This is a genomic window from Aestuariimicrobium soli, from assembly GCF_051192575.1.
Lineage (GTDB): Bacteria > Actinomycetota > Actinomycetes > Propionibacteriales > Propionibacteriaceae > Aestuariimicrobium > Aestuariimicrobium soli.
In genome coordinates, this window is the sequence record NZ_JBPJSQ010000007.1 from 17,152 (window position 1) to 40,995 (window position 23,844).

Genomic DNA, 23,844 nt, shown 5'->3' on the forward strand with positions numbered 1-23,844 from the left:
TCGCCTGCCGCCCGTGGCCACTCCTTTGCACTCGCATGGTGCGAGTGCTAAAAATGGGGTTGGCACTCGATGCGTCCGAGTGCCACCGGCAGGCTTGGTGAGGTCCCCATGGGCCGTCCGTCGCGGGCACCGACCTGGCGTACCGTTTCCGACGCTGGAGGACTTACCCCATGGCAAAGCTCATTGAGTTCAACATCGAGGCCCGCCGCGGTCTTGAGCGGGGCATGAACACCCTGGCCGACGCGGTCAAGGTCACCCTGGGCCCGAAGGGCCGCAACGTCGTGCTGGAGAAGAAGTGGGGCGCCCCCACGATCACCAACGACGGTGTGTCGATCGCCAAGGAGATCGAGCTCGAGGACCCCTACGAGAAGATCGGCGCCGAGCTGGTCAAGGAAGTTGCCAAGAAGACGGACGACGTCGCTGGCGACGGCACCACCACCGCCACCGTGCTGGCTCAGGCGCTCGTCCGTGAGGGCCTGCGCAACGTCACCGCCGGTGCGAACCCCATCGAGCTGAAGAAGGGCATCGAGACCGCCGTCAAGGCCATCTCGGACCAGCTGCTCGACCAGGCCAAGCCGATCGAGACCCGTGAGCAGATCGCTGCCACCGCGTCGATCTCGGCCGCCGATCCCGGCGTCGGCGATGTCATCGCCGAGGCCATGGACAAGGTCGGCAAGGAAGGCGTCATCACCGTCGAGGAGTCGAACACCTTCGGCATCGACCTCGAGCTGACCGAGGGCATGCGCTTCGACAAGGGCTACATCTCGCCCTACTTCGTGACCGACACCGAGCGCATGGAGGCCGTGCTCGACGATCCCTACATCCTGATCGTCAACTCGAAGGTCTCGAGCCTCAAGGATCTGCTGCCCGTGCTCGAGAAGGTCATGCAGTCGGGCAAGCCGCTGCTGGTGATCGCCGAGGACGTCGACGGTGAGGCCCTGGCCGGCCTGATCGTCAACAAGATCCGGGGCACCTTCAAGTCGGTGGCCGTCAAGGCTCCCGGCTTCGGCGACCGCCGCAAGGCCATGCTGACCGACATCGCCATCCTCACCGGTGGCCAGGTCATCTCCGAGGAGGTCGGCCTGTCGCTCGACACCGTCACCCTCGAGCTGCTGGGCAAGGCCCGCTCGGTGGTCGTCACCAAGGACGAGTGCACCATCGTCGACGGCGCCGGCGATGCCGAGCAGCTGAACGGTCGCGTCTCGCAGATCCGCAAGGAGATCGAGAACTCCGACTCGGAGTACGACCGCGAGAAGCTGCAGGAGCGCCTGGCGAAGCTGGCTGGCGGCGTGGCCGTCATCAAGGTCGGCGCCGCCACCGAGGTGGAGCTCAAGGAGCGCAAGCACCGCATCGAGGACGCCGTGCGCAACGCCAAGGCTGCCGTCGAGGAGGGCATCGTCGCCGGTGGTGGCGTGGCCCTGCTGCAGGCCGCCAAGGCTGCCAACGTCGACGGGCTGACCGGCGACGAGGCCACCGGCGCGCAGATCGTGTTCTCGGCCGCCGCTGCTCCGCTGCGCCAGATCGCCGTCAACGCCGGCCTCGAGGGTGGCGTCGTTGTCGAGAAGGTTGCCTCGCTCGAGCCCGGCCAGGGTCTGAACGCGGCCACCGGTGAGTACGTCGACATGATCGCCACCGGCATCATCGACCCCGCCAAGGTGACCCGTTCGGCGCTGCAGAACGCCGCGTCGATCGCCGCGCTGTTCCTGACCACCGAGGCCGTGATCGCCGACAAGCCCGAGAAGGCTGCGCCTGCTCCGGGCGCCGGTGACGGCGGCATGGGCGGCATGGACTTCTGATCGGCAACGATCCGAGTCCGGTCGAACCACCGGTCTGAACGACACGCCGACGGGCGGTCCTCGCAAGAGGGCCGCCCGTCGGCCGTTGTGCGCCAGACTTGTGCCATGTCGGGACTGCTCGAAGTGATTGCTCTGCACGAGAACGATGCGCGCCGCGCCGAGGAGGGTGGCGCCGACCGGGTCGAACTGCTCGGGTCGATGGACCACGAGGGCATGGCCCCCGAACCAGCGCTGGTCGAGCGCACCCGCGCCGCCACGTCGATCCAGATTCGTCCGATGGTCAGGCTGCGCGAGGGCTGGTCGACCGACGGGGGAGAGGCGACCCGCCTCAAGGGGCTGATCCGCGCCTACGTCGACGCCGGCGCCGACGGGGTCGTGGTGGGCTTCCTCAACGGGCTCGGCGAGGTCGACATCGAGGTGGTGCGCGACCTCACCACCGGCATCGGCGTGCCCTGGACCTTCCACCGCGCCATCGACTGGGCCTTCGACTACCGCAAGGCCTGGTCGACCGTGCTCGGCTTCGAGGGCTTCGACCAAGTGCTGACGGCCGGGTCGTCCCGGGGGTTGGAGCACGGGTTGGACGAGGTGCTGGCCGTCTGTCGGGACGAGCCTGCGGCCGCGCCGGTCGTGATGGCGGGCGGCGGGCTGAGCGCCGAGCACGTGCCGTGGCTGGTCAGGGCCGGAGTGCGGGCCTTCCACATCGGCACGCCCGCTCGTCCGGACCGTTCCTACAAAGCGTGGGTCGATGCCTCACTGGTGCACAGCTGGCGTGCGTTGATCGACACCGAGATCGGGCACCTCGGCTGATCCGGGTCAGCTGAACAGGCCCCCGAGCACGCCGCCGCTGGCGCTCTCGCTGGGAGCGTTCTGGCGCACCCAACCCTGGAACGCGTCGGGGTTGCGGGACTGCAGGAACAGTCGCCCGGGGCCGGTGAACTCGAAGACGAACCCCTCGCCGGACTTCATGGACTGCAGGGTTCGTCCGCGCACAGCTCGCCGCAGTTCGAAGCGCACCCCCAGGTCGTAGGCGACCACGTGACCCGTGTCGACCACCACGGTGTCGCCGGGCTGCAGGTCGACGACGTCGAGGGCACCGTAGACCGACAGCACCACCTGACCGTGGCCCGCGGCGTGCAGGCCGAAACCGCCCTCGCCGCCGAACAGGTTCGCCATGCCGCCCCACTTGGGGGTGACCTCGGTGCCATGGCTGTTGGCGAGCCAGCAGCCGCGGGTGACGAAGTACGGACGATCCGGGGTCAGGTCGAGCGCGATCAGATCCCCGGGCAGTACCGCGGAGACGTCGACCCATCCGCCCTGCGGACCGGCCGTGGCGGTGGTGACGAAGAAGGATTCGCCGGAGAGCACCGAGCGTTTGAGGCCGGCCATCAGCCCGCCGCCGGTGTCGGCGGAGATCTGCAGACCGGCCGAGTGCATCATCATCGAGCCCGACTCGATGCGCACCGGTTCACCGGGTGCCAGGTGCAGTCGCGCGACGGCGAACGAGGGCTGGTGACGAATCTGGGTCTGCATCGGCGGGCCTCTCGGTCGGTGTGCTGACCCTCATCGTAGGTGCGAGGCCGGTCAGCGTGGGAGAGGTCGCCGACGGGGTGCGAGCGGGCGCTGACGGGGTGGGCGCCGTTGCTGACCCGGTGGGGCGTCGACGGCGCCAGTACCCGATGATCGCGACCGTGAGCAGGCTCGGCCAGGGCGACCGGGCCCCGGCGGGGGATCACCCGACCGCCGATGACCGGCAGCCACGAGAACCAGCGCTCGCCCCAGCGCCGGGCCAACCCGACGCAGGCGATCGCCCCGCCCAGTTGGAGCACGTCGAGGGTGAGCACGTAGCGGATCGCCTCGGGGTTGGACCGGAACAGCGGCGCCAGCGCGAAGCCGGTGTCGGCGCCCGCCAGCATGGCGATGCGCCAGCCGATGGAGGGCAGCACGCTCGCCAAGCAGCCCCAACTGGCGAGGCTGGCCCAGCGCTGAGGGATGCGACCGGTGGCACCGGGGGCGAGCAGCTTCCGAACGCCAACCCCGGTTGGCTGCCTCGCTGGCCGGAGCCCAGGACGACCTGCACTCCCGGGTCGTGCACGCCAACGACGCCATCGATGACGAGACCGTGGCGCTCGCAGGGCGGCTCTACGGCGAGGTCACCGAGCGTCGGGTGGCGGTACTGCGGGTGGCCACCCGGCTGTGCCCGTACGGTTTGGTGCGACCCTACGTGGGCGGAGAGTTGCCCGAGTGGGCCGAGGATGCCTGCCTGGCGGCCGGTCGGGCCATCGCGGAGTTGGGTCGCTGAGGCCCGGCGCCAGGCCTTGGTCGGTGCTGGCCTCAGCCGATCGTGAACCCTCAGCCGATCGTGAACCCTCAGCCGATCGTGACCCTCAGCCGATCGTGAACAGGGCGAGGTCGCGGGCCCCGATCTGCGCGGTGTCGCGTTCCTCGCCCGACCAGACCTCGGTCACTCGTCCGTAGTCGGTGCCCAGCAGACCGGTCAGGTCGAGCACGTTCTCGGTGCCGTTGTCGACGCGCAGCAGCCCATCGCGCAGCGTGATATCGAGCGGACGAGTGGGCTCAGAGAAACTTTCACCCTGACCGAGCACGCCGACCGCGAGCCGACCTCCCGACAGCGGGCGCGCCCACACGTCGAAGCGGAACTCGCGGTGGATGCGGCGACCCTGCTGCCCGAGCGGGTCCTGGTTGATGGCCACCATGCGCGGGTTGATGAGCAGGTCGGCTACGGCGCGGGTCATCGTTCGCACGTCGTTGCCGGCCATCAGCGGGGCGGCCAGCAGCGCCCACAGCCCGACGTGGGAGCGGCACTCGGGCATGCTCAACCCGGGATTGCCGGCCTGCAGCATGTCGGGATCGTTCCAGGCTCCGGGCCGTGAGAACTGCTCCAGACCTCGCTGGGACTCGGCGAGCCAGCTGACGGAGCGGAAGGAGGGCTCGATGTCGGGGGTGGTGCGCCACAGGTTCGCCACGCCGGGGGCCCACTCCCACGGGTTGGTGCGGCCGTACTCCGAGATCGAGTAGACGTAGGTGCGGGGCGATTCGGCGATCAGCCCGCCCATGTGTTCGAAGGCCTGGCGGTAGCTGAGCCCGGTGTCGTCGCGGCAGGCCTCGCACCAGTCGTACTTGAGGTAGTCGACGCCCCACGAGGTGTAGGTGTCGAGGTCGTCGCGCTCGTGGCCGAAGCTGCCCAGCCCCTCGCCCGGATAGGCGTCGTAGATCATGGCGCAGGTGGCTCGTCCGGGAGTGAGGTACATGCCCAGCTTCAGCCCGCGCTGGTGAATCTGGTCGGCCAGCCAGGCCATGCCCTGCCCGAAGCGGACGGGATCGCTGGTCAGGTAACCGTCGGCCGTGCGGCGCGGCGCCTGCCAGCCGTCGTCGATCACCAGGTACTCGTAGCCGGCGTCACGCAGGCCGGTCGAGACGATCAGGTCGGCCATCTGGACGAGCTGTTGCTCGTCGATCTTGGTGCGGAAGGCGTTCCAGGAGTTCCAGCCCATGGGCGGGGTGGGGCAAGCAGCGAGCGGCATGGGCCCAGTCTGCCTGCCCTAGGCTCGCGGGGTGGACCCGGAATCGACGCTGACCCTGATCGCCCGTCGCCACGACCTGACGGGTGCCTTCAGTCGGCTGACCGAGGGGCAGACCAACCACGTGTTCACCAATGGACGCGAGGTGGTGCGGTTCGCCCGCGACCCGCTGCGCGGCACGGTCAGCGACGTCGGGGAGTTCGAGCGCGAGGCCTGGTGCGCCCGGGCGGCCGCCGCGGTCGGGGTACCGACGGTCGAGGTGCTGGTGGTCGACGAACTGCCGGCGGACGACCTCGAGTCGGGGCGCGTGCCGTACCAGGTGCAGCGATTCGTCGAGGGCACCCATCCGACGTCTGAGACCCCGGCGTTGTGGGAGCGGCTGGGGGAGTACGCGGCCAGCCTCGCGACGGTGTCGTTGCGCGATGCGCCCGACGGGCTGTTCAGTCGATTCGGACGAGACCTACCCCTGGCCTGGCAGCGGCACGTGGAGTACAACCTCGCCTCACTCGGCGATCGTGGCGACGGGGGCGACGGCGACCGGTTGCTCGCGCTGGGCGTGTACGAACCGGACGATCTCGACTGGTTGGTCGAGCGGACGAACGCCTGCCGGGCCCCGGGTGGTCGGTTCGGGCTGCACCACGGTGATCTCAATCCAGGCAACGTGCTGGTGCGACCCGACGGGGAACTGGTGCTGATCGACTGGGGGTCGGCCGCGGCTGGACCGGTGCCCTGGGGCGACCTGGTGCACCTGCACCGCATGGAGCACCTGTCCGGGGACAGGCTGCAGCAGGCGGCGACGTTCGCGGCAGCCTTCGGGGTCACGGCGGACGAGGTGCACGCCTCGCTCGGTGATCTCGACCTGCTGCAGGCCATGGATCTCGTCCGATGGGCCCTGGATCGGCGCCCGGATCTTCTGGCTGACCACGTCGAACAGGCGCGGGCGGTGGTCAGGCGGAGGAGCCGGGGTGAGCGTCGGTGAGGCGCTCGGCGACCTCCCAGAGTCGCGCGGCGGTCTCGGCGTCGGACATACGGCGATTCAGCTTGGCGGCACCTCCGGGGCCGCGCATGCCGAAGAGTCCGGTGGGGCCGAAGTAGTCGCCGCCGGTCTGCAGGGTCGAGGCCGGAACGGTCGCCGCCATCAGCAGGGGCTCGGCGCCCATGGCGGCCGACTGCCCGAACCTCGACCCGATGGCCGTGACCCGCTTCATCATCGTGCTGCCGCGGCCGAGGTTGGCGCCGGAGGTCTGCAGGTTGGTGTTGGCGTAGCCGGGGTGGGCGCCGACGCTGGTGAGGGTCCAGTGGTGCTCGCGGGCGAGTGTGGCGAGGTGGCGGAACAGGTGCACGTCGGCCAGCTTCGACTGGGCGTAGGCCTGCTCGGCCCGGTAGCGGCGGCTCGTCCAGTTCAGGTCGGAGAAGTCGATCCGCCCGAAGTTGGCCATGCCGCTGGCCATCGTCGCCACGCGCGGTGCGGGGGCTGCATTGAGCAGGGGCAGCAGCCCGACGGTGAGGGCGAACGGACCGAAGAAGTTGCTGCCCATCTGCAGTTCGAACCCGTCCTCGGTCTCGATGCGCTCGGGCGGGGTCATCACCCCCGCGTTGTTGACCAACAGGTCGAGGTGGTCGAGGTCGTCGGTGAGCGAGCGGACGAACGCGCGCACCGAGGTGAGGCTGGACAGGTCGATGATGCGCAGGTCGAGCGACGCGTCGGGGACGTCGGCGCGGATGGCGTCGATGGCGCGTTCGCCGCGGGTCTGGCTGCGGCAGGCCATGATCACGGTGGCACCGGCCGCGGCCAGGCGCTTGGCGGTGTGGAATCCCGTGCCCGAGTTGGCGCCGGTAACGACGGCGGTGCGGCCGCTCTGGTCGGGGACTGCGTACATGCCTTCACCGTACTCGCGGTGCGGTGGTTGATCGGGGGGTGGTGGTCCGGCAACAATCAGGGCCCATGGACGAGAGCACTGTGGCGGGGCGTTTCTGGAACGGCCTACAGGTCTTCGAGATCGATCCGGTGCACACGAAGCTCGCCACGGCAGTTCTCACCTTTCGGACGGGGGTGGTCGACGAGACCTGGCTGACCGCTGGGTGGACCCACCTGATCGAGCACGGCACGTTGCACGGGTTGGGCTCTAGGGGCTTGCAGGTCAATGGGCAGGTCGACCTGCTGCTTACCCAGCTCTGGTTTCAGGGGGCACCCGACGACGTCTGGCGTGCCCTCCGCATCGTCTGCGAGAGGCTGTCAGAGGGAGGGCCCTCCGACGTCACCCACGAGGTGAACATCCTGACCAAGGAGCGTCACGAGACGGGTGAGGGCACCGTGGACGGGCTGCTCCTGGCTGAGAGGTTCGGCGCCAGGGGGCCCGGGTTGATCCTGTTCCCCGAACCGGGACTGCCAGCGGCAACATCTACGCTCCTGAGGGAGTTCGCGCGATCTCGATTCACTGCTGACAACGCGCAACTGGTGGTTGATCGGGCTCTTCCAGACATGGAGCCCCTGCCGCTGCCTCGCGGCGAGCGACGGACTCCGGTCCTGCCGAAGAAGCGCACGCTTGGTCGTCAGTGGTTCGAACTGCCGCCGGGCCTGGAGGCCGTGGTGGCAGGAGGCATCGTTCGCCGTTGCTGGGCAGCTTCGGCTCTCGTGGACCTTCTGAACGACGGTCTGATGAAGATGTTCCGTGACACGTTGGGCTGGTCGTATGCGCCCGAGGCGATCTACCAGCCCATCAGCGGTACGGACGCCCACGTCATCCTGGTCGTACCGATCGGGCCAGACGTCCTCGGGGCGAGCGCACGCACGGTCGTTGACTGGATCGCTCGTCAGCGCGGCTCGCTGGCCAGTCAGGCAGCCCTGGATGAGCTGGTCGCGGGCGCCAACCTGTGGGACAGAACAGGGGTCGAGCGGGTGGAGATTGCCGTCCTTGAGGCGAGCCACGAACTCGTCGGTCTCCCGGATCGCGATCAGCGCGAGGCCCCGTCGCTGACCCTCGAGCAGATCCATGACGAACTCGAACGGCTGTGGGCGAGCCTGCTGGTGGGAGTTCCCATCGGGGCCGAACCGCCTGACGGTATCGCGGAGAGGGTGGAGGAGGCCACCTGCGGCCTCTCAGGTAAGTACTTCCCCATGCTGGGACGAGGCCTGCGAGGTCACGGCTGGATGTTGGACGGCACCAGGTTGTCGGCGGGAGCCAAGGGCGGGCCTCATCGGGTCATCGATCTTCGTGCGGTGATCGGGCTGACGCGACATCCCGACGGAGGCATGCTCATCGTTGCCGAGGACGGATTGGTCACAGTGTTCGAGCCCCGGTTGGTTCGCGACGGCGTGAAGCTGGGCCATCGGATCGCCGAACTCGTCCCTGAGGCTGTGCACGTACCAGGTCCCGAGCGACCTGCGGAGGAGGTGCCAGATGCTCCAAGCCTTTTGGCGCGTTGGTTCTGACACGCACCGGCGGTTGTCGGCCAATGGCGGTCAGGATGCAGCAGCACAGGCCGAGCGTTCCCTGCTGCGCAACGCCTCCTCTGTGGTGCTGCATCCTGACCACTGAGTCCGTTGGTGCCCGGTCGTCCGGGCTGGGCGTGACGCCACTCGGTGATGGTGCTTGACAAGGTCTTCTCCCGTCGTGAGAGTGGCCGCATGTCGCAGGTCGAGCCCGAGGAACGGGTGTGGATGGGCTGAGAATGCTGCGCGTCCCAGCGCCCAGCGATCACTTGATGACAGCGAGCCTGACCTTCCGGGTGGGCATGGCCGACGAGACGTGGTCCACCGCCGGTTGGACCCACCTGGTGGAGCATCTGGCGGCGGGCAGCGTGAGTGACAAGTCGGTGGCCTCGAACGCCAGCACGAGCCTGATCGACACCACCTTCCAGCTGCAGGGTCCACCCGCGGCTGTGATGGACGGGCTTGCCACCATCGCCCATCGCCTGGGCGACGACGCCTTCCCCGGGCTTGCCCATGAGGCAACCATCCTGCAGCAGGAGAATCGGCACCGGGGAACGAACCTGATCTCACACGCGCTGGCACAACGATTCGGTGCGGCGGGTCCCGGCCTCGTCCACTACGGCGAGCCAGGTCTGCCGGGCGCCACGGAGCAGTCCTTGCGCGAGCACGCGCGGCACTGGTTCACCGCCGAGAACGCGGTGCTGGTCGTCGCCGGTGACCTGCCCGCGGACTTCAGGCTCGGCCTACCGCGAGGAAACCATCGTCCCCCCACCGAGCCAGAGGCGATCGTGGGCCCACGCCACGTTTGGTACCCCGAACCTGCTGGTGGTGAATGGCTTGCCGCCTCCGGTCGGGTCGAGCGCACCTGGGCGACGGGCGTGATGGTCGCGCTGTTGTCGGACAGGTTCGTGCAGCGGTTCCGCCACGAACTGGCTTGGGCCTACGCCCCAGAGGTGGTGGTGGAGCGGATCGGAGCAGCGACCTCGGTGGTCATGCTGACGTGTCGGATCGAGCCCCAGCACCAGGCCGAAAGCTCGCAGGTCTTCATGGAGTGGTTGGACGAGGTCGGGAAGATGGGCTTCACCCAGCCAGAGGTCGACGAGTTCCGAGCACAGCGGCAGCCGTGGGAGGCCTCCGAGCAGTCGGCCTTCTACCGGGCGGTGGGCGAGGGCTACCAGACGCTGGCCGGTGAGGGGGTCGACGCGGGGAGACGGATGGAGGATGTCACCGCCGACGACGTCAACGAACAGCTGCGCCATCTTGTCGACAGCCTGTTCCTCGGACTCCCCCCTCGGGCTCTGGTACCCCCGGGCTTCCGCGAGTCGCAAGCTCCGATGGCGATGCGACCGGACGAGCCGTTCCACCCCTTGCTGGAGGTTCCGGCCGATGAGGTGCTGGGGTGGACGTGGGGGAGTGATCAGGTCTACTTCGGCGCCAGGAGCGGCCGAAATCGGATGATCCACCCGGCCAGGGTGCAAGGTGTCACCGTCTATCCCGATGGGGGCCTGCTGGTGGTGGACCACGAAGGTTTTCCCGCCCAGTTCGAGCCTGCCCTGCTCAAGAACGGCGACCAACTCGCGACGCGTCTGCTTGACGAGGTGCCCGCCACCGCAGTCACGCCGGGGCCGCCGCGAGACCCGCGGGAGATTCCCACGCCGGCGAGCGCTCGCGAGCGGCTGACCGCCATGGCCACCAAGCGGGTGCTGCAGCCGGGTGTCATCATCACGGCTCTCCTGCTGGTAGGGCTGGTGTTCAGACTGCTCACGTGGCTGCTCGAGGCGCAGCAGTGAGGTCAACCCAACTGGGGCGGTAGATCGTCCGCGTGGACGATCGTCAGGCTCGTCACCGCCCGGGTGAGGCAGACGTACAGCCGCCGCAGTCCGGTGAGTTCGTCGGCCTCGCCAGCGACGATGGCGGCCGGTTCGGCCAGCACGACGTGGTCGAACTCCAGACCCTTGGCCAGCGACGCCGGCACCAGCTCGACCGGCACGCGCCGGGCCTGCTCGTCGTCGGTTCCGTCGGGCAGCGGCTGGTCGTCGCGGCCCACCACCACGTGGGGAACCCCCAGCTGCTGCGCGACGGCGTCGACCAGCGCGTCGGGCACCACGATGCCGATCATGCCCTCGCGCGCCGACACCTCCGTCACGGCCGCAGCCAGTGCGGGCACCAGGTCGTCCACGCGCCTGAAGTCGAGTTCACCGCGCGCGTGGCGGATCGACCGGGGTGGGGTCAGCCCAGGCGCGATGGCCGGCAGCAGTCGGGCCGCGTAGTCGATCACGTCGCCGGGAACCCGGAACCCCTCCACCAGTTCGTTGACCGTCGCCTCGGGGTGGCCGAGGTGGGTCAGGGACTCGTCCCACGAGCGGGCGCCCCACGGAGTGGTGGCCTGGGCGAGGTCGCCCAGCAGCGTCACGGAGCCGGTGGTGGCGCGTCGTCCGACCGCGCGCAGCATCATCGGGGAGAGGTCCTGGGCCTCGTCGACGATCACGTGCCCCAGGCTCGGGGTGCGCTGGAGCAGGTCGGTCACCTCGTCGACCAGCACCAGTTCGGCCAGCGTCCACCGGCGTGACGCCGGCGACTTCTTCGGCGCGGTGTCGCCGAGCGCCAGCTGTTCCTCGGCGGTCAACACGCCGTCGGCGTTCGCGGCCAGGAAAGCGGGGTCTGACAAGAGGCGATGCACCAGGGTGGGTGCCTTCAACGGGGGCCACAGCTGCTTGGCCAATGCCTTCACCTCGGGGGAGCGGGCCACCTGGTTCTGCACCCGGTCGTCGGTGGCCTCCCCGGCCAGTTCGAGGCGCAGCAACACCTGGTGGGCCATCCGCTGGGGCAGCATGACGCGGCCCGCCTCGTAGCGCACGCCCCGGCTCACCACCCCGCGGACGGCATCGGCCAGCAGATGCGGCGGCACCCGCAACACGCGGTGCCCCGCCTTGACCGCCAGCACCTCGGTCGGCTCGCTGACATGCCCCCACACGGCCCGGCGCAGCACCTCAGCCATGCGAGCATCGCCCAGCAGCACCCCTCGGGCGGCGTCATCGGGTTGGTTCACGACCAGACCGGACGACGCCTCCACCAGCGACTGCACGGTCTGCTGGTCGGCGTCGATCTCTCCCAGCGCCGGCAGCACGTCGCCGATGTAGCTGAGGAAGGAGGCGTTCGGCCCGACCACCAGCACGCCCGCCCGCGAGAGCTGGGTGCGGAAGGCGTAGAGCAGGTAGGCGGCACGATGCAGGCCGACGGCGGTCTTCCCGGTGCCGGGTGCCCCTTGGATGGCCATCGACTGCTCGAGGTCGGTGCGCACCAGCACGTCCTGGTCGGGCTGAATGGTGGCCACGATGTCACGCATCGGGCCGGTGCGGGGTCGCTCGATCTCGTCGGTGAGGATCTGCGACGGTCCCGTGCTGGGTGCCGTCAGGGACTCGTCCTCGAAGGCGGTGATCTCGCCGTCGCGGAAGCCGAAGCGGCGCCGCAGCGAGCAGTGCATCGGATCGACCGACGACGCCCGGTAGAACGGCAGGGCCATGGGGGCACGCCAGTCCATCACCAGGGGGTCTTCGCCCAAGTCGGCGGAGACGTGGCGTCGTCCGACGTGGATCACCTCATCGCGTTCGGCGCCCAGGTGCTCGGAGTAGTCGATCCGGCCGAAGAACAGTGGCACCGTGGGGTCGTCCACGAGGGATTCGGCGCGGCGGAACAGCATCTGCTTGAGGTACTGGGTGCTGACATGGTTGGCACCGGTGACGGTGCGCCAGTCGCGCGTCTGGGCGCGCATGGCGGTGAGCGCCTCGCGGGAGCGGACGAGATGGGCGCGTTCGGCCTCGAGATCGGACGTTGGTTCAGACATGCGGATCCTTGGGGACGGCTGGCATGCCCGGCGGGACCACCCGACGGACGACTCGCGCCGGCTGACCCCTGCACGGTGACAGAGGGCGCCCGCGAGCTCTGGAACGGACGCACCAGCCTACGCCCGTGGCGGTCATGCCTGGCTCGCGGGAGTCTGCGCCAACCCGATCGGCGGGCCGGACGAGCGCGCTAGCGTGGGGTCATGAAGCTCTCAGCAGACCTCCAGAAGGCCTTCGACGCGCAGATCACGCTCGAGTTCGAGGCCTCAACCGTCTATCGCCAGCTCGCCATCGAGATGGATGTGCAGGACCTGCCGGGCATGGCGGCGTGGCTGCGCCACCAGGCCGACGAAGAGATCGTGCACGCCAACAAGTTCATCGACCACGTGGTCGACCGCGGATCGCACCCCACAATCGGTGCCGTCTCGGCACCGAAGGTGGAGGCCAGTGCCACCCCGGTCGACGTCTTCACGGCGGCCTACGAGCACGAGCAGCGCGTCTCGGAGGCGATCCGCGAGCTGTATCGCACGTGCGACAAGGCCGGCGACCTGGATTCGCGGCCGCTGCTGCACTGGTTCCTCGAGGAGCAGATCGAAGAGGAGTCGACCGTCTCCGAGATCGTCGGCCGGATCGAACTGATCGGGGACGACGGCCCGGGTCTGCTGCGTCTCGATGCGGAGCTGGGCGCTCGTCCGGCACGGTCGACGGAGGCCGGCGCCGAGTGACCCGGGTGGACCCCTCCCCCGATCAGGGGGCGTCGAGTTCGTCCAGGTCGTCCGCGTCGACGATGCGGTAGGCGTAGCCCTGCTCGGCCAGGAACCTCTGCCGGTGCGCGGCGAACTCGGCGTCCACCGTGTCGCGGCTGACCAGCGCGTAGAAGCGCGCCACCAGTCCGTCCTTGGGGCGAAGGATGCGGCCCAGCCGTTGCGCCTCCTCCTGGCGTGAACCGAACGCCCCCGACACCTGGATCGCCACCTCGGCGGTGGGCAGGTCGACCGAGAAATTGGCCACCTTCGAGACCACCAGCAGGGAGATCTCCCCGTCCCGGAACTGCTGGTACAGCACCTCGCGCTGCTTGGTCGACGTCTCGCCCGTGATCACCGGGGCGTCGAGCCGGTCGGCCAGGTCGTGCAACTGGTCGACGTACTGCCCGATCACCAGGGTCGGCTGCCCGCGGTGGCGTTCCACGAGATCGAGGACGACCGCATTCTTCGACTCGGCCGTCGAGGCCAGCCGGTAGCGCACATCGGGCTCGGCCGTCGCGCACAGCAGTCGCTCCGACTCCGTCAGCGTCACCCGCACCTCGACACAGTCGGCCGGAGCGATCCAGCCCTGGGCCTCGATGTCCTTCCATGGCGCGTCGTACCGCTTCGGCCCGATCAGTGAGAACACGTCGCCCTCGCGACCGTCCTCGCGCACCAACGTGGCCGTCAGCCCGAGCCGCCGGCGCGCCTGCAGGTCGGCCGTCATGCGGAACACCGGCGCCGGCAGCAGGTGCACCTCGTCGTAGATGATCAGACCCCAGTCGCGCGCCGAGAACAGCTCCAGGTGCGGATTGGTGCCCTTCCGCTTGGTCGAGATCACCTGGTAGGTGGCGATCGTCACCGGACGAATCTCCTTGACCGCCCCCGAGTACTCGCCGACCTCGTCGGCCGTCAGCGTCGTCCGCCTGATCAACTCGTCGCGCCACTGTCGGGCGGCGACGGTGTTGGTCACCAGGATCAGCGTGGTCGCCTTCGTGAGCGCCATCGAGGCGGCACCGACGATGGTCTTGCCGGCGCCGCAGGGCAGCACCACCACCCCCGACCCGCCCGCGTGGAAGCTCTCGGCCGCCTGCTGCTGGTAGGGCCGCAGTTGCCAGGGGCCCTCGTCCAGCCCGATCTCGTGGGCCTCTCCGTCGACGTAACCGGCGAAGTCCTCGGCGGGCCAGCCGAGCGTCAGCAGCACCTGCTTGAGGTGCCCGCGCTCCGAGGGGTGTACGACCACGGTGTCATCGTCGATCCGCGACCCGACCAGGCCCTTCACCTTGGCCGAGCGCAGCACCTCGGTGAGCACCGCACGATCGGTCGAGACCAGCACCAGCCCGTGGGTGGGGTGCTTCTCGATGCGCAGGCGGCCGAATCGTCCGATGGTCTCGGTCAGGTCGATCAGCAGCGAACTGGGCACCGGGTAGCGCGACCAGGTCAGCAGGGCGTCGACGATCTGCTCGGCGTCGTGCCCGGCGGCGCGCGCGTTCCACAGCCCCAGCGGCGTGATCCGGTAGGTGTGCACGTGCTCGGGGGCGCGTTCGAGTTCGGCGAACGGCGCGATCGCGATGCGGCAGGCGTGGGCGTCGGGGTGGTCGATCTCGAGCAGCAGCGTGCGGTCGGACTGGACGATCAGGGGCCCGGGCTGGCCGGACGTGGGTTGGGACGAGGCAGAAGCAGGCATCGCCTACGAGTATGCGCCCTCGACCCTCACCGGTTCGACCCGCACGATGCGCGAGAGCGCCACCACCGACTGTCCCTTGGCCTGCTCGACGATGCGCGCCTGGCCCGACGCCACGGCGAGCACCTTGGCTCGCACCCGGCTCGACCGCCCGGAATCGTCCACGCGGGTCAGCGTCACCCACGAGCCTCCGGTCTGGGCCTCGAGCAGCGCCGCCAGCATCGACTCGGCGTCGACCGCTGCCTGCACCGACTGGCTGGGCGCCAACAGTTCACCCGCCAGTTGGTTCACCTGGTCGGACGACGGAACGCTCGCCCGCCCACTGCGCGGGGCGGCCACCTGCTTGAGCCGTCGGGTCGGGGGCGTGGGGACGACATCGCCCCGGTCGTCCTCGGCGACGGGTGCGTGGCCCAGGTCGCGCAACAGGTCGACCACGTCGGCGGCCTCGGCGCGGGCCGCGACCAGCCCGGGCGCCACCTGCCGCAGACCGAGCACCGAGGCCTGCGGATGCCGCAGCAGGGCGGCGACGGTGGCCTCGTCCGCGATCGTCAACAGGGCACCGACACTGGCGACACGGATCGCGCCGTGCAGGCGCGCGACGTCGCCGACCAGGTAGGTGAGCGGTTGGGGGATCGGCGTCACCGAATGTTCGGCCAGCCACGCCAGCAGCCGCTCGCCGGTCCAGCCGGCATCGAGCCCGCGACGCACCGACGACGCGGTGAACCGGTGCACGCTCGCCGGGCCCGGCGACTCGCGGTCGGCGACCAGGTCGAGCACGCGTTGGATGTCGATGCGCAGCGGCCCGGGAGCGACGGCGGTCAGGTCGGACTGCACCAGGAAGTCGGTGGTGGCCTCGGGGAAGCCGGGGTCGTCGGTGACCTCCCACAGGCTGGTGCGGCGGGGGCGCCCCGCATGGTCGAGGTGGGCGACCAGCCCGAGATGCGCGGCCTCGGCCAACGTCTGCTCGGCGGCGTGGTCGATCTCGACCCGCGACCAGGTCGGGTGCCGCCAGGCCAGTCGATCGGCTAGCAGACCCGGTTCCAGCACCGCGCCGACCGGGGCCGCGCGCAGTTCGCGTGCCGCCGCGATGCGGCCACGTTCGGGCAGGCTGCGCTCGCCGGAGTCGGCGTCGGTGCGCCCCGTCTGTGCTGAGGGCTCCAGCGGCCAGCCGGGCAGGTCGAGCCAGACCTTCACGAGTCCCTGCCAGCGGGCGAACGGGGTCAGGGCCAGCCACTGGTCGAAGCCCGCGGTCGGCAGCCACGCCATGGCGCTGCGCCCGACCAGCCCGAGGCGGTGCGCCAGGTGAAGCAGCAACACCACCGTCTGGTCGGTGCCGGTCGCCTGCCCGATCTGCGCCTGGTCGCGGCGGCTGAAGGCACCCGTCGCCAGCGGACGAGGAGACATCCGCTCGACCTCGTCGACGACGGAGGCGACGGCATGCACCAGGGCCTGCGCGGTGCCCAGGCCGGCCTGCTCGACGATGGTGGAGGTCGATCCGGCGGGCCAGCCCGGCACCTGGGTGGCGATCCGGTCGGGGAAGAGCCGTCCGCCGCGCACGCGCAGCGCCACCTCACGGGGCAGCACCACGGTGTCGGCGTCGAGGGGGCGCAGCAGCTTGAGCGCCAGCAGTCGCTCGGTGGGGCTCTCGGCCTGCTCGAGCGTGACGGGCCGGTCGGCGCCCGTCACCCGCCCGACCGGGTTGCCCCAGAGCAGCTGGTCCACCAACGGTGCGCTGTCGGCGCCCGCTTCGCGCAGTCGGCGGTCGATCTCGGCATCGGTGAGGGGCGTCGCGCTGGGCTGGGCCAGTCCGGCCGGGTGCGAGCCGAAGCAGGCGCGGACGGCCTGGGTGACGCGGACGTGGCCGTCGTCCCCCCAGACGAGAGCGCGGTCGCGCAGGCCACGGACGGCGTGCTCGACGGCGCCTCGTTCACCGCCGAGCAGGGCCGCGAGGTGGCGCACCGAGACGTCGTCGGGGCAGGCAGCCAACCCATGACAGACGCGGCGCTGCCACGCGTCGAGCGAGTCGATGGCGGCCCTCGTCGAGGCGTGCGTGCCGGCCCGCTCCACCACTTCGGCGAGCGAGGCGGGTCGGGGCAGTGCCAGATCGGGGCGCAGGCGAAGCAGATTCGCGAGCTGGGTGCGGTCGAGACCTCGCACGACGTCGGCGATCGATCTCGGAGCCGGGGTGGTGGTCAGCGTTGGCCCTTCCCGAACGACCTCCACACCACGGTCAGGTCGAGGGCGAGCACCACCAGACAGGCCCACCGGGTGTAGCTGATGATGGCGTCGAGGGTGTCGTTGTCACCGGGGAACATCAGGCCCATCAGCAGCGCGACGGCCGTGGCCACCGCGGCGATCCTCATTAGGGTCTGCTTCTTCACGGTGGCCATCAGCGACAGCGGGATCGCCGCCAGCAGCAGCACGAACGACAGCGGCGAGATGAACACTCCCGCCACCAGCACGATCACCAGCGCGTAGCCCATCGCCTTCACCTTTGTCATGAACGCGCTGTTCTGCACCGGAGTTCCGGTCGGCGACGGGTACCAGGTCAGCGGCTGCGGGTGCTGGTTCGCGGGCCCGCCCGGGCCGGGAGCTCCCATGCTCACCGGGGCGCCGGTGGGGGGCGCGAACCGGGTCGCGGGGTCGGGGGCGGACGACCCCTGCCACGCGTCGCCGGCGCCGTGATCGGGGGCCTGGCCCGCCAGCGGGCCGAAGCTGCTGGTGGTGACGATCGGCTGCCTGGGGTCCCTCACCGGGGTGGCGCCGCCGGGGCCGTTGTGCGCGGACCCCCAGGCCGACCCCTCGACGATCGTCATGCCCGAGTCGAAAGCCTGGTGCGGGTCGCGGGTCGGGGCGGTCGAGGGCACCAGCGCCGCCAACGGCGGGGTCGGTGTCGGGCTCGGCTGGAAGCCGTCCGGGGCCATCGGCGGCAGGCCCTCGGCGGGGTGGGGATCGGGGGTGGCGACGCTCAGGGGAGACGTGCGCGGGGTCGCGAAACCGTCGGGTCGTTCCGCGGGCGCGTACTCGGCACCGTCTCGCCAGTCAGCCATGCCGAGCAGTCTATCGACGTGAGGGTGAGCACCGACCCTGCGCGCTTGGGGGTGTGGGTGTGGGGTCTGCTCAAAGCCCCTGACATATTGGGCGAACCGGGCGCCGACTGGGGCACCGACGAGCTGAGGAAGGTGCGATGGAGGTCATCATCAGGGACGACGCCGCCGCCGTGGCGCGCACCGCCACCGGGCGCATCGTCGGCGCCCTCGCCAAGCGCCCCGACCCGGTGTTGGGCCTTGCCACGGGAAGTTCGCCGTTGCGCATCTACGACCAGCTGGCGGCGTTGAACTCGTCCGGTCGAATCGACCTGTCGACCACCCGCGCTTTCGCCCTCGACGAGTATGTCGGACTGCCGCCCACCCACCCGCAGAGCTACGCCGAGACGATCCGCACGACCGTCACCGTGCCCTGCGGGATGAACCCCGACCTGGTGCGTGTGCCCGACGGGATGGCCGACGACATCGAGGCCGCCTGCCAGGCCTACGAAGACGCCATCGTCGCCGCCGGCGGCATCGACGTGCAGATTCTCGGCATCGGCTCCAACGGCCACATCGGCTTCAACGAACCGACCTCGTCGTTGTCGTCGCGCACCCGCATCAAGACGCTGACGGTGCGCACGCGGGAGGACAATCGTCGCTTCTTCACCAACGGTGTGCAGGTGCCCACCCACTGCGTGACCCAGGGCCTGGGCACGATCATGGACGCCCGCCGCCTCGTACTGGTCGCGACCGGGCGCAAGAAGGCCGACGCCATCGCCGCCGCCGTCGAGGGGCCGGTGAGCAGCGTGTGCCCCGCCTCGGTGATGCAGTTCCACCGCAACGCCGTGGTGATCGTCGACGAGGCGGCCGCCAGCAAGCTGACGCTCACCGACTACTACCGCGACACCTTCGAGCACCTGCCCGACTGGCAGGTGCCCGCGGTCTGAGCACCGCTCGTCCGTCTCCCTGACCCGCTCGTCAGGCCGGGGTCTGGGGCGACGAGGTGTCGAACTGGCGCTGCTGGTCGGCCTGGGTGGGCATCGGTACCGGACGACGGGGCGCCTTCTCGGCCCGATCCACCGTTTCGCTGGCCCGCTCGATGGCCGCCCCGGCGTCCTGCAGGGCGATCCGGACGAACCGGGGAACGTCCGGCTCCTGGATGCGCAGGCCGCGACGGTCGACCCGCACCTTCTGACCGGTGAATCGTCCGATCGCCAACGCGGCCAGCGCGGTGCCCACGGCCATCAGGCAGGCGAGCACGAACTGGGTCTCGCGCGCGCCGATGGTGTCGACCACCTTGCCGACCACCGGCTGCGACACGCTCATGCCACCGAAGGCGATCAGCAGGTAGAGGCCCATCACGCGACCCCGGGCCACCGGGTCGACGCTCATCTGCACCAGCGCCTGGCTGAGCAACTGGAACAGCGTGATGGTCACCGAATGCACGATCACCAAAGCGGCGTAGACATAGGCGTTCGGCGCCTGTGACCCGATCGCGATCAGCGCGGACGAGGTGCCCAGCAGCAGCACCAGATGGCGCAGGCGAGCCTTGCCGCGGGTGCGCCCGGCGAGCAGCGAGCCGGCCGCGCAGCCCACCGCCATCACCGAGTTGAACAGCGAGTAGCCCGGGATGCCGGTGTTGAAGACGGTGTTCGCCATCCCCGCGAAGACCAGCGGCATGGCCAGCCCGAGCAACGAGACGCAGGCCAGCAGCACCATCGTCCACCCGATCTCGGTGGTCTCGCGGATCGTCCGCAGCCCGTCGCGCAGGGTGACCCGCTCGCCAGCGTCACGCGGTCGGGGATCGGCGGTGGGTGAGCGGAAGACCAGCGCCGCAGTGATGCAGCAGCCCAGGCCGTTGATGATGAACGCGATCCCCGGGCCGCTGGCGGCCACGATCGCCGCCGAGACCGGCGGGCTCCAGAACCCGGCGGCCTGGAAGGCGATCGAGTTCATCGACAGCCCCTGGGCGATGTGTCGTCCCGACAACTGCACGATCATCGACGAGCGCGCCGGCTGCTCCACGACCGCCGACAGGCCGGTGACGGTGGCGGCGGCATACACGTGCCACGGCTCGACCAGACCCGCCAGCGCCATGGCGCCTACGGCGAAGGCGCCACTGGCCTGCAGCAGTTGGGCGGCCGCGACCAGGCCGCGCACGTTGAACTTGTCGGCCAGCACGCCTCCCCACAGCCCGAAGATCAGGATCGGGCCGAACTGCAGGGCCGCGGCGATGCCCACCGCGGAGACGTCACCGGTGAGCTTGAGCAGCAGCCAGTCCTGCGCGATGCGGGCGATCCAGTAGCCGGTGGCGCCCTGCAGCATGGCCGTGAGATAGCGCGCGAAACCGGGTTCGCCGAGGGCGCCGCGACGCCAGAGGGGAAGGGAGGGAACAGCAGTGGTCATGAGGCACCAGTGGGGAGGTGTGGCGGGGTGGTGTCAGGCGGTGCGTGACGGCGCCCAACGGGCGGGTGAGACAAGCCTAGGACCATGCCGCCGCCGGCGTGAACGGGGATTCATGGTGGGACGCGCGGCTCGTGCCTGCGGTGCGCTCCAGCGCCCCGGAACCCGGTTGAGTTCGCCCCCGAGGGTCACGGTAGGATGAGCGTTCAGTTGACTGCCGGGGAACCGGCCTGAGCAGGAGTTTGTGACGTGGCCATCGGCAAGGTGCGCTTCTACGACGCCGAGAAGGGTTTCGGCTTCATCACCAAGGACGAGGGCGGCGACGTCCACTTCCGCAGCAACGTGCTGCCCAGCGGTGTGACCACCGTCAAGCCGGGGCAGAAGGTCGAGGTCTCCGTCGCCGAAGGGCGTCGCGGGGAGCAGGCCCTGTCGCTGCGTCTGCTCGAGGCCCCGCCGTCGCTGTCGAAGGCACAGCGCAAGAAGCCCGAAGACCTGGCCCGACTGACCGAAGACCTGATCAAGCTGCTCGACGGACTGGGCAACGGCTACCGCCACGGTCGCCACCCCGACCCGAAGGCAGCGGCGAAGACCGCGGCCCTGCTGCGCGCCGTCGCCGACGAACTGGAGCTGTGAGCGTGACGCTGACCACCGAAGCCGCCAAGACCACCCGGGCCACCCGCCCCAAGCTCGACGCCGTGACCGCCGCGGCCGTCGAGCTGGCGCGCGAGGCCGCCGAAGAGGTGGCCGAGGACTTCGGGGTCGGCGACCACCTCGGCACCGTCATCGACGGTGAACGCGTCGTCACCCACCTGTTCGCCTGCACCCACCCGGCCTACCTGACCTGGAACTGGGCCGTCACCCTGGTGCGCGCCTCGCGTGCCCGGGTGGCCACGGTGAACGAGGTGGCGCTGCTGCCCACCCCCGAATCGGAGCTGGCGCCCACCTGGGTGCCGTGGGGCGACCGCATCCAGGCCGGTGACGTCGCTCCTGGCATGCTGCTGCCCACCGCCGACAACGATCCGCGGCTCGAGCCCGGGTTCACCGGTGGCGAGCAGGCCGCGGACGCCGATCCCGCCGAATGGGCGATCACCCGCTCGGTGGTCGCCGAGCTCGGGTTGGGTCGCGAGCGGGTGCTGTCGTCGCACGGACGAGACCTCGCCGCCGAGCGCTGGAGCGCCGGTGACCACGGTGCCGACAACCAGCTGAGCCGTCAGGCCCCGGCCGAGTGCTCGAGCTGTGGCTATCTGGTGCGGCTGCAGGGCCGGCTGGGCACCATGTTCGGCGTCTGCACCAACGAGTACTCGCCGTCGGACGCCCAGGTGGTGTCGATGGACCACGGCTGCGGCGGGCATTCGTCCGTCGTGGCGGACGAGCGAGGCATCGAACTGCCGCCGCCCATGTTCGACACGGTCAGTGTCGACGAGTCGCTGTTCGACTGACCCGTCGAGCGTGGTGGATCGTCCACGCCAGACCCACGGCGCCCAGGACGGTACCGGCCACGGCCACCCCCAGGTACCACCCGTGGCCGGCCGCCGCGAGCGCGGCATGGCGCACCGCCAGCACCACGGTGGCGATCGCGAACAGCACGGTGCCGACGACGGCAGCCCGCACCCCGGAGTCGTCCACGGGCTCGATGGGGGCCTGAACCAGACCCCGCACACGGGTCGGGGAGTCAGGGCGATCGCTCGGCATACGTCCGAGTTTACGAACAGGTGAACTGCGGCTCTACCATGCGCACATGGTCACCAACTCCCCGAAGGCTGCCCCGCGGCCTGACACCGCCACGCATGACTCGGCGCCGCCCAAGGGCGCGATCGATCGCTGGTTCCACATCACCCGTCGAGGGTCCACCACCGCCGCCGAGATCCGCGGTGGCCTGGTCACCTTCTTCACGATGGCCTACATCTTGGCCCTCAACCCCCTGATCATCGGCACCGCCGACGACCGCAACGGCAACCTGATCAACGGCGCACCGAAGTTCCTCGATGCCGCCAAGACGCAGCTCAATGACGCCGCCCTGACCGAGTCGAAGCTGATGGTGGCCGCCGCCACCGCGCTGATCGCCGGTGTGCTCACCATCCTGATGGGTGTCTGGGGACGATTCCCGCTGGCGTTGGCCACCGGCCTCGGCCTGAACGCGCTGCTGGCCTACGCGATCGCACCGCAGATGACCTGGCCGCAGGCCATGGGGCTGGTGGTCTGGGAGGGCATCCTGATCCTGGTGCTGGTGCTGCTCGGGGTGCGCAAGGCCCTGTTCAGGGCGGTGCCCGCGAGCCTGCGGGCGGCCATCTCGATCGGCATCGGCCTGTTCATCACCCTGGTCGGCCTCGCCGACGCCGGGCTGGTGCGCCCCGGCAACCCGCTGGTGCAGCTGGGCGTGAACGGCTCGCTGCAGGGGTGGCCGATCGCCGTGGCGGTGTTCGCCTTCCTGCTGCTGGTGCTGCTGCACGTGCGCAAGGTGAAGGGGGCCATGCTGATCGCCATCATCGTGTCGTCGGCGGTGGCGCTGGTGCTCGAGACGGTGCTCAAGATCGGGCCCCGCATCGGTGAGAACGTGACCGGCTGGTCGCTGAACGTGCCCGCCCTGCCCAAGGCCGGCGACTTCGTCACCCCCAACCTCGGCCTGATCGGCAAGGTCGACCTGATCGGTGGCTTCCTGAAGCCCGACGGCACCTTCTCGCTCGGTGTCTTCCTGGGTGTGCTGCTGCTGGTGTTCTCGCTGCTGCTGGCCGACTTCTTCGACACCATGGGCACCATCGTGGCCGTGGGCTCCGAAGCGGGTCTGCTCGACAAGAGCGGCAACCCACCGCACCTGCAGGAGATCCTGATCGTCGACTCGCTCGCCGCGGTCGCCGGTGGTGTGGGCTCGGTGTCGTCCAACACCTCCTACATCGAGTCGACCGCCGGTGTCGGCGAGGGTGCCCGCACGGGTCTCGCCTCGGTGGTGACCGGTCTGGCCTTTCTGGTGGCCATCTTCCTTGCGCCCGTGGTGAACATGATCCCCTCGGAGGCGGCGGGCCCGATCCTGGTGTTCGTCGGCTTCCTGATGATCGGCCAGGTCGTGCAGATTCCCTGGGACGACGTGGAGGAGGGCATTCCGGCCTTCCTGGCGATCGTGTTGATGCCGTTCACCTACTCGATCACCGTCGGCATCGGCGCGGGCGTCATCTTCTGGGCGGCCATCAAGATCGTCAAGGGCAAGGCCCGCCAGGTGCACTGGCTGCTGTGGGTGGTGGCGGCACTGTTCGTCATCTACTTCGCCCAGGGCCTGCTGGGCAGCCTGCTGCACTGACCCGGTGACCCCACGGGTGGTCCGCTCCACCCGGACGATCGACGGCCCCCACTGCTGGCGCTTTGAGAAGCGCGAAGAGGCGG

General features: G+C 69.9%; 21 protein-coding genes. 11 read left to right on the forward strand and 10 right to left on the reverse strand.

Annotation, left to right across the window (positions count from 1 at the left end; genetic code table 11):
• Positions 1-170 precede the first annotated feature (170 nt).
• Entirely contained in the window at positions 171-1,796 is a 1,626-nt protein-coding gene (gene groL, locus ACSDQ9_RS09465) for a chaperonin GroEL (RefSeq protein ID WP_435146392.1), read from the forward strand.
• Positions 1,797-1,901: 105 nt separating this feature from the next.
• A complete protein-coding gene (locus ACSDQ9_RS09470; RefSeq protein WP_435146394.1) occupies positions 1,902-2,603 on the forward strand; it encodes a copper homeostasis protein CutC in 702 nt (233 codons plus the stop codon).
• 6 nt (positions 2,604-2,609) lie between these two features.
• Here the strand turns inward: ACSDQ9_RS09470 and ACSDQ9_RS09475 are convergent, their stop codons facing one another.
• Positions 2,610-3,326 (reverse strand): TIGR00266 family protein, encoded by a 717-nt coding sequence (locus tag ACSDQ9_RS09475; RefSeq protein WP_435146396.1) that lies wholly within the window; start codon positions 3,324-3,326, stop codon positions 2,610-2,612.
• A complete protein-coding gene (locus ACSDQ9_RS09480) occupies positions 3,233-3,739 on the reverse strand; it encodes a hypothetical protein (RefSeq protein WP_435146397.1) in 507 nt (168 codons plus the stop codon). Before ACSDQ9_RS09480 ends, ACSDQ9_RS09475 begins: the two co-directional genes overlap by 94 nt.
• A gap of 95 nt (positions 3,740-3,834) precedes the next feature.
• On the opposite strand from ACSDQ9_RS09480, the gene ACSDQ9_RS09485 reads away from it, so the two are divergent.
• The gene (locus ACSDQ9_RS09485; RefSeq protein ID WP_435146399.1) at positions 3,835-4,095 is read left to right on the forward strand and encodes a hypothetical protein; all 261 of its coding nucleotides are present in this window, start codon (positions 3,835-3,837) and stop codon (positions 4,093-4,095) included.
• Between the two features lie 85 nt (positions 4,096-4,180).
• Here ACSDQ9_RS09485 and ACSDQ9_RS09490 read toward each other — a convergent pair whose 3' ends face one another.
• Positions 4,181-5,338, reverse strand: coding sequence for an alpha-galactosidase (locus ACSDQ9_RS09490; protein ID WP_435146401.1), 1,158 nt, complete (start codon positions 5,336-5,338; stop codon positions 4,181-4,183).
• 31 nt (positions 5,339-5,369) lie between these two features.
• On the opposite strand from ACSDQ9_RS09490, the gene ACSDQ9_RS09495 reads away from it, so the two are divergent.
• A complete protein-coding gene (locus ACSDQ9_RS09495) occupies positions 5,370-6,314 on the forward strand; it encodes a phosphotransferase family protein (protein ID WP_435146403.1) in 945 nt (314 codons plus the stop codon).
• Here the strand turns inward: ACSDQ9_RS09495 and ACSDQ9_RS09500 are convergent.
• Positions 6,283-7,215, reverse strand: a complete 933-nt coding sequence (locus ACSDQ9_RS09500; protein ID WP_435146405.1) for an SDR family oxidoreductase — start codon at positions 7,213-7,215, stop codon at positions 6,283-6,285. The two genes, ACSDQ9_RS09495 and ACSDQ9_RS09500, sit on opposite strands and share 32 nt — an antisense overlap.
• 65 nt (positions 7,216-7,280) lie before the next feature.
• Between ACSDQ9_RS09500 and ACSDQ9_RS09505 the strand changes: the two genes are divergently transcribed.
• Positions 7,281-8,768, forward strand: coding sequence for a peptidase M16 family protein (locus ACSDQ9_RS09505; RefSeq protein WP_435146407.1), 1,488 nt, complete (start codon positions 7,281-7,283; stop codon positions 8,766-8,768).
• A gap of 272 nt (positions 8,769-9,040) precedes the next feature.
• The gene (locus tag ACSDQ9_RS09510; RefSeq protein ID WP_435146409.1) at positions 9,041-10,558 is read left to right on the forward strand and encodes a peptidase M16 family protein; all 1,518 of its coding nucleotides are present in this window, start codon (positions 9,041-9,043) and stop codon (positions 10,556-10,558) included.
• A gap of 2 nt (positions 10,559-10,560) precedes the next feature.
• On the opposite strand, the gene ACSDQ9_RS09515 is transcribed toward ACSDQ9_RS09510, so the two are convergent.
• Positions 10,561-12,612, reverse strand: coding sequence for a HelD family protein (locus tag ACSDQ9_RS09515; RefSeq protein WP_435146411.1), 2,052 nt, complete (start codon positions 12,610-12,612; stop codon positions 10,561-10,563).
• A gap of 201 nt (positions 12,613-12,813) precedes the next feature.
• On the opposite strand from ACSDQ9_RS09515, the gene ACSDQ9_RS09520 reads away from it, so the two are divergent.
• A complete protein-coding gene (locus ACSDQ9_RS09520) occupies positions 12,814-13,335 on the forward strand; it encodes a ferritin (RefSeq protein ID WP_435146412.1) in 522 nt (173 codons plus the stop codon).
• Between the two features lie 22 nt (positions 13,336-13,357).
• Here the strand turns inward: ACSDQ9_RS09520 and ACSDQ9_RS09525 are convergent, their stop codons facing one another.
• From ACSDQ9_RS09525 to ACSDQ9_RS09535, 3 genes are read right to left on the reverse strand one after another with little or no spacing between them, the layout of a single operon-like run.
• Positions 13,358-15,040, reverse strand: coding sequence for a DNA repair helicase XPB (locus ACSDQ9_RS09525; RefSeq protein WP_435146415.1), 1,683 nt, complete (start codon positions 15,038-15,040; stop codon positions 13,358-13,360).
• A gap of 3 nt (positions 15,041-15,043) precedes the next feature.
• Positions 15,044-17,194 carry a helicase-associated domain-containing protein gene (locus ACSDQ9_RS09530; RefSeq protein WP_435146417.1) on the reverse strand — a complete coding sequence of 717 codons (2,151 nt, stop codon included), beginning with the start codon at positions 17,192-17,194 and terminating at the stop codon, positions 15,044-15,046.
• A gap of 35 nt (positions 17,195-17,229) precedes the next feature.
• Positions 17,230-18,087 carry a hypothetical protein gene (locus ACSDQ9_RS09535; RefSeq protein ID WP_435146420.1) on the reverse strand — a complete coding sequence of 286 codons (858 nt, stop codon included), beginning with the start codon at positions 18,085-18,087 and terminating at the stop codon, positions 17,230-17,232.
• A 137-nt stretch (positions 18,088-18,224) separates the two neighbouring features.
• On the opposite strand from ACSDQ9_RS09535, the gene nagB reads away from it, so the two are divergent.
• A complete protein-coding gene (nagB, locus tag ACSDQ9_RS09540; RefSeq protein WP_435146422.1) occupies positions 18,225-19,013 on the forward strand; it encodes a glucosamine-6-phosphate deaminase in 789 nt (262 codons plus the stop codon).
• 31 nt (positions 19,014-19,044) lie between these two features.
• Here the strand turns inward: nagB and ACSDQ9_RS09545 are convergent, their stop codons facing one another.
• Positions 19,045-20,472, reverse strand: a complete 1,428-nt coding sequence (locus ACSDQ9_RS09545; RefSeq protein WP_435146424.1) for an MFS transporter — start codon at positions 20,470-20,472, stop codon at positions 19,045-19,047.
• 246 nt (positions 20,473-20,718) lie between these two features.
• Here ACSDQ9_RS09545 and ACSDQ9_RS09550 point away from each other — a divergent pair, with 246 nt between their 5' ends.
• Both ACSDQ9_RS09550 and ACSDQ9_RS09555 read left to right on the forward strand, forming a co-directional pair.
• Entirely contained in the window at positions 20,719-21,102 is a 384-nt protein-coding gene (locus ACSDQ9_RS09550; protein ID WP_435146426.1) for a cold-shock protein, read from the forward strand.
• A 2-nt stretch (positions 21,103-21,104) separates the two neighbouring features.
• The gene (locus tag ACSDQ9_RS09555; protein ID WP_435146428.1) at positions 21,105-21,908 is read left to right on the forward strand and encodes a DUF3027 domain-containing protein; all 804 of its coding nucleotides are present in this window, start codon (positions 21,105-21,107) and stop codon (positions 21,906-21,908) included.
• On the opposite strand, the gene ACSDQ9_RS09560 is transcribed toward ACSDQ9_RS09555, so the two are convergent.
• A complete protein-coding gene (locus tag ACSDQ9_RS09560; protein ID WP_435146430.1) occupies positions 21,880-22,161 on the reverse strand; it encodes a hypothetical protein in 282 nt (93 codons plus the stop codon). The genes ACSDQ9_RS09555 and ACSDQ9_RS09560 overlap by 29 nt on opposite strands.
• A 202-nt stretch (positions 22,162-22,363) precedes the next feature.
• Here ACSDQ9_RS09560 and ACSDQ9_RS09565 point away from each other — a divergent pair, with 202 nt between their 5' ends.
• Positions 22,364-23,761 carry an NCS2 family permease gene (locus ACSDQ9_RS09565; RefSeq protein ID WP_435146845.1) on the forward strand — a complete coding sequence of 466 codons (1,398 nt, stop codon included), beginning with the start codon at positions 22,364-22,366 and terminating at the stop codon, positions 23,759-23,761.
• Positions 23,762-23,844: the final 83 nt, after the last annotated feature.

Excerpts from the sequence above, each read along its gene's own strand:
- groL (WP_435146392.1), top strand. The coding sequence starts at position 171 with ATGGCAAAGCTCATTGAGTTCAACATCGAGGCCCGCCGCGGTCTTGAG.
- nagB (WP_435146422.1), top strand. The coding sequence starts at position 18,225 with ATGGAGGTCATCATCAGGGACGACGCCGCCGCCGTGGCGCGCACCGCC.
- ACSDQ9_RS09510 (WP_435146409.1), top strand. The coding sequence starts at position 9,041 with ATGACAGCGAGCCTGACCTTCCGGGTGGGCATGGCCGACGAGACGTGG.
- ACSDQ9_RS09505 (WP_435146407.1), top strand. The coding sequence starts at position 7,281 with ATGGACGAGAGCACTGTGGCGGGGCGTTTCTGGAACGGCCTACAGGTC.
- ACSDQ9_RS09470 (WP_435146394.1), top strand. The coding sequence starts at position 1,902 with ATGTCGGGACTGCTCGAAGTGATTGCTCTGCACGAGAACGATGCGCGC.
- ACSDQ9_RS09525 (WP_435146415.1), bottom strand. The coding sequence starts at position 15,040 with ATGCCTGCTTCTGCCTCGTCCCAACCCACGTCCGGCCAGCCCGGGCCC.
- ACSDQ9_RS09475 (WP_435146396.1), bottom strand. The coding sequence starts at position 3,326 with ATGCAGACCCAGATTCGTCACCAGCCCTCGTTCGCCGTCGCGCGACTG.
- ACSDQ9_RS09515 (WP_435146411.1), bottom strand. The coding sequence starts at position 12,612 with ATGTCTGAACCAACGTCCGATCTCGAGGCCGAACGCGCCCATCTCGTC.
- ACSDQ9_RS09500 (WP_435146405.1), bottom strand. The coding sequence starts at position 7,215 with ATGTACGCAGTCCCCGACCAGAGCGGCCGCACCGCCGTCGTTACCGGC.
- ACSDQ9_RS09565 (WP_435146845.1), top strand. The coding sequence starts at position 22,364 with ATGGCCTACATCTTGGCCCTCAACCCCCTGATCATCGGCACCGCCGAC.
- ACSDQ9_RS09560 (WP_435146430.1), bottom strand. The coding sequence starts at position 22,161 with ATGCCGAGCGATCGCCCTGACTCCCCGACCCGTGTGCGGGGTCTGGTT.
- ACSDQ9_RS09545 (WP_435146424.1), bottom strand. The coding sequence starts at position 20,472 with ATGACCACTGCTGTTCCCTCCCTTCCCCTCTGGCGTCGCGGCGCCCTC.
- ACSDQ9_RS09490 (WP_435146401.1), bottom strand. The coding sequence starts at position 5,338 with ATGCCGCTCGCTGCTTGCCCCACCCCGCCCATGGGCTGGAACTCCTGG.
- ACSDQ9_RS09535 (WP_435146420.1), bottom strand. The coding sequence starts at position 18,087 with ATGGCTGACTGGCGAGACGGTGCCGAGTACGCGCCCGCGGAACGACCC.
- ACSDQ9_RS09520 (WP_435146412.1), top strand. The coding sequence starts at position 12,814 with ATGAAGCTCTCAGCAGACCTCCAGAAGGCCTTCGACGCGCAGATCACG.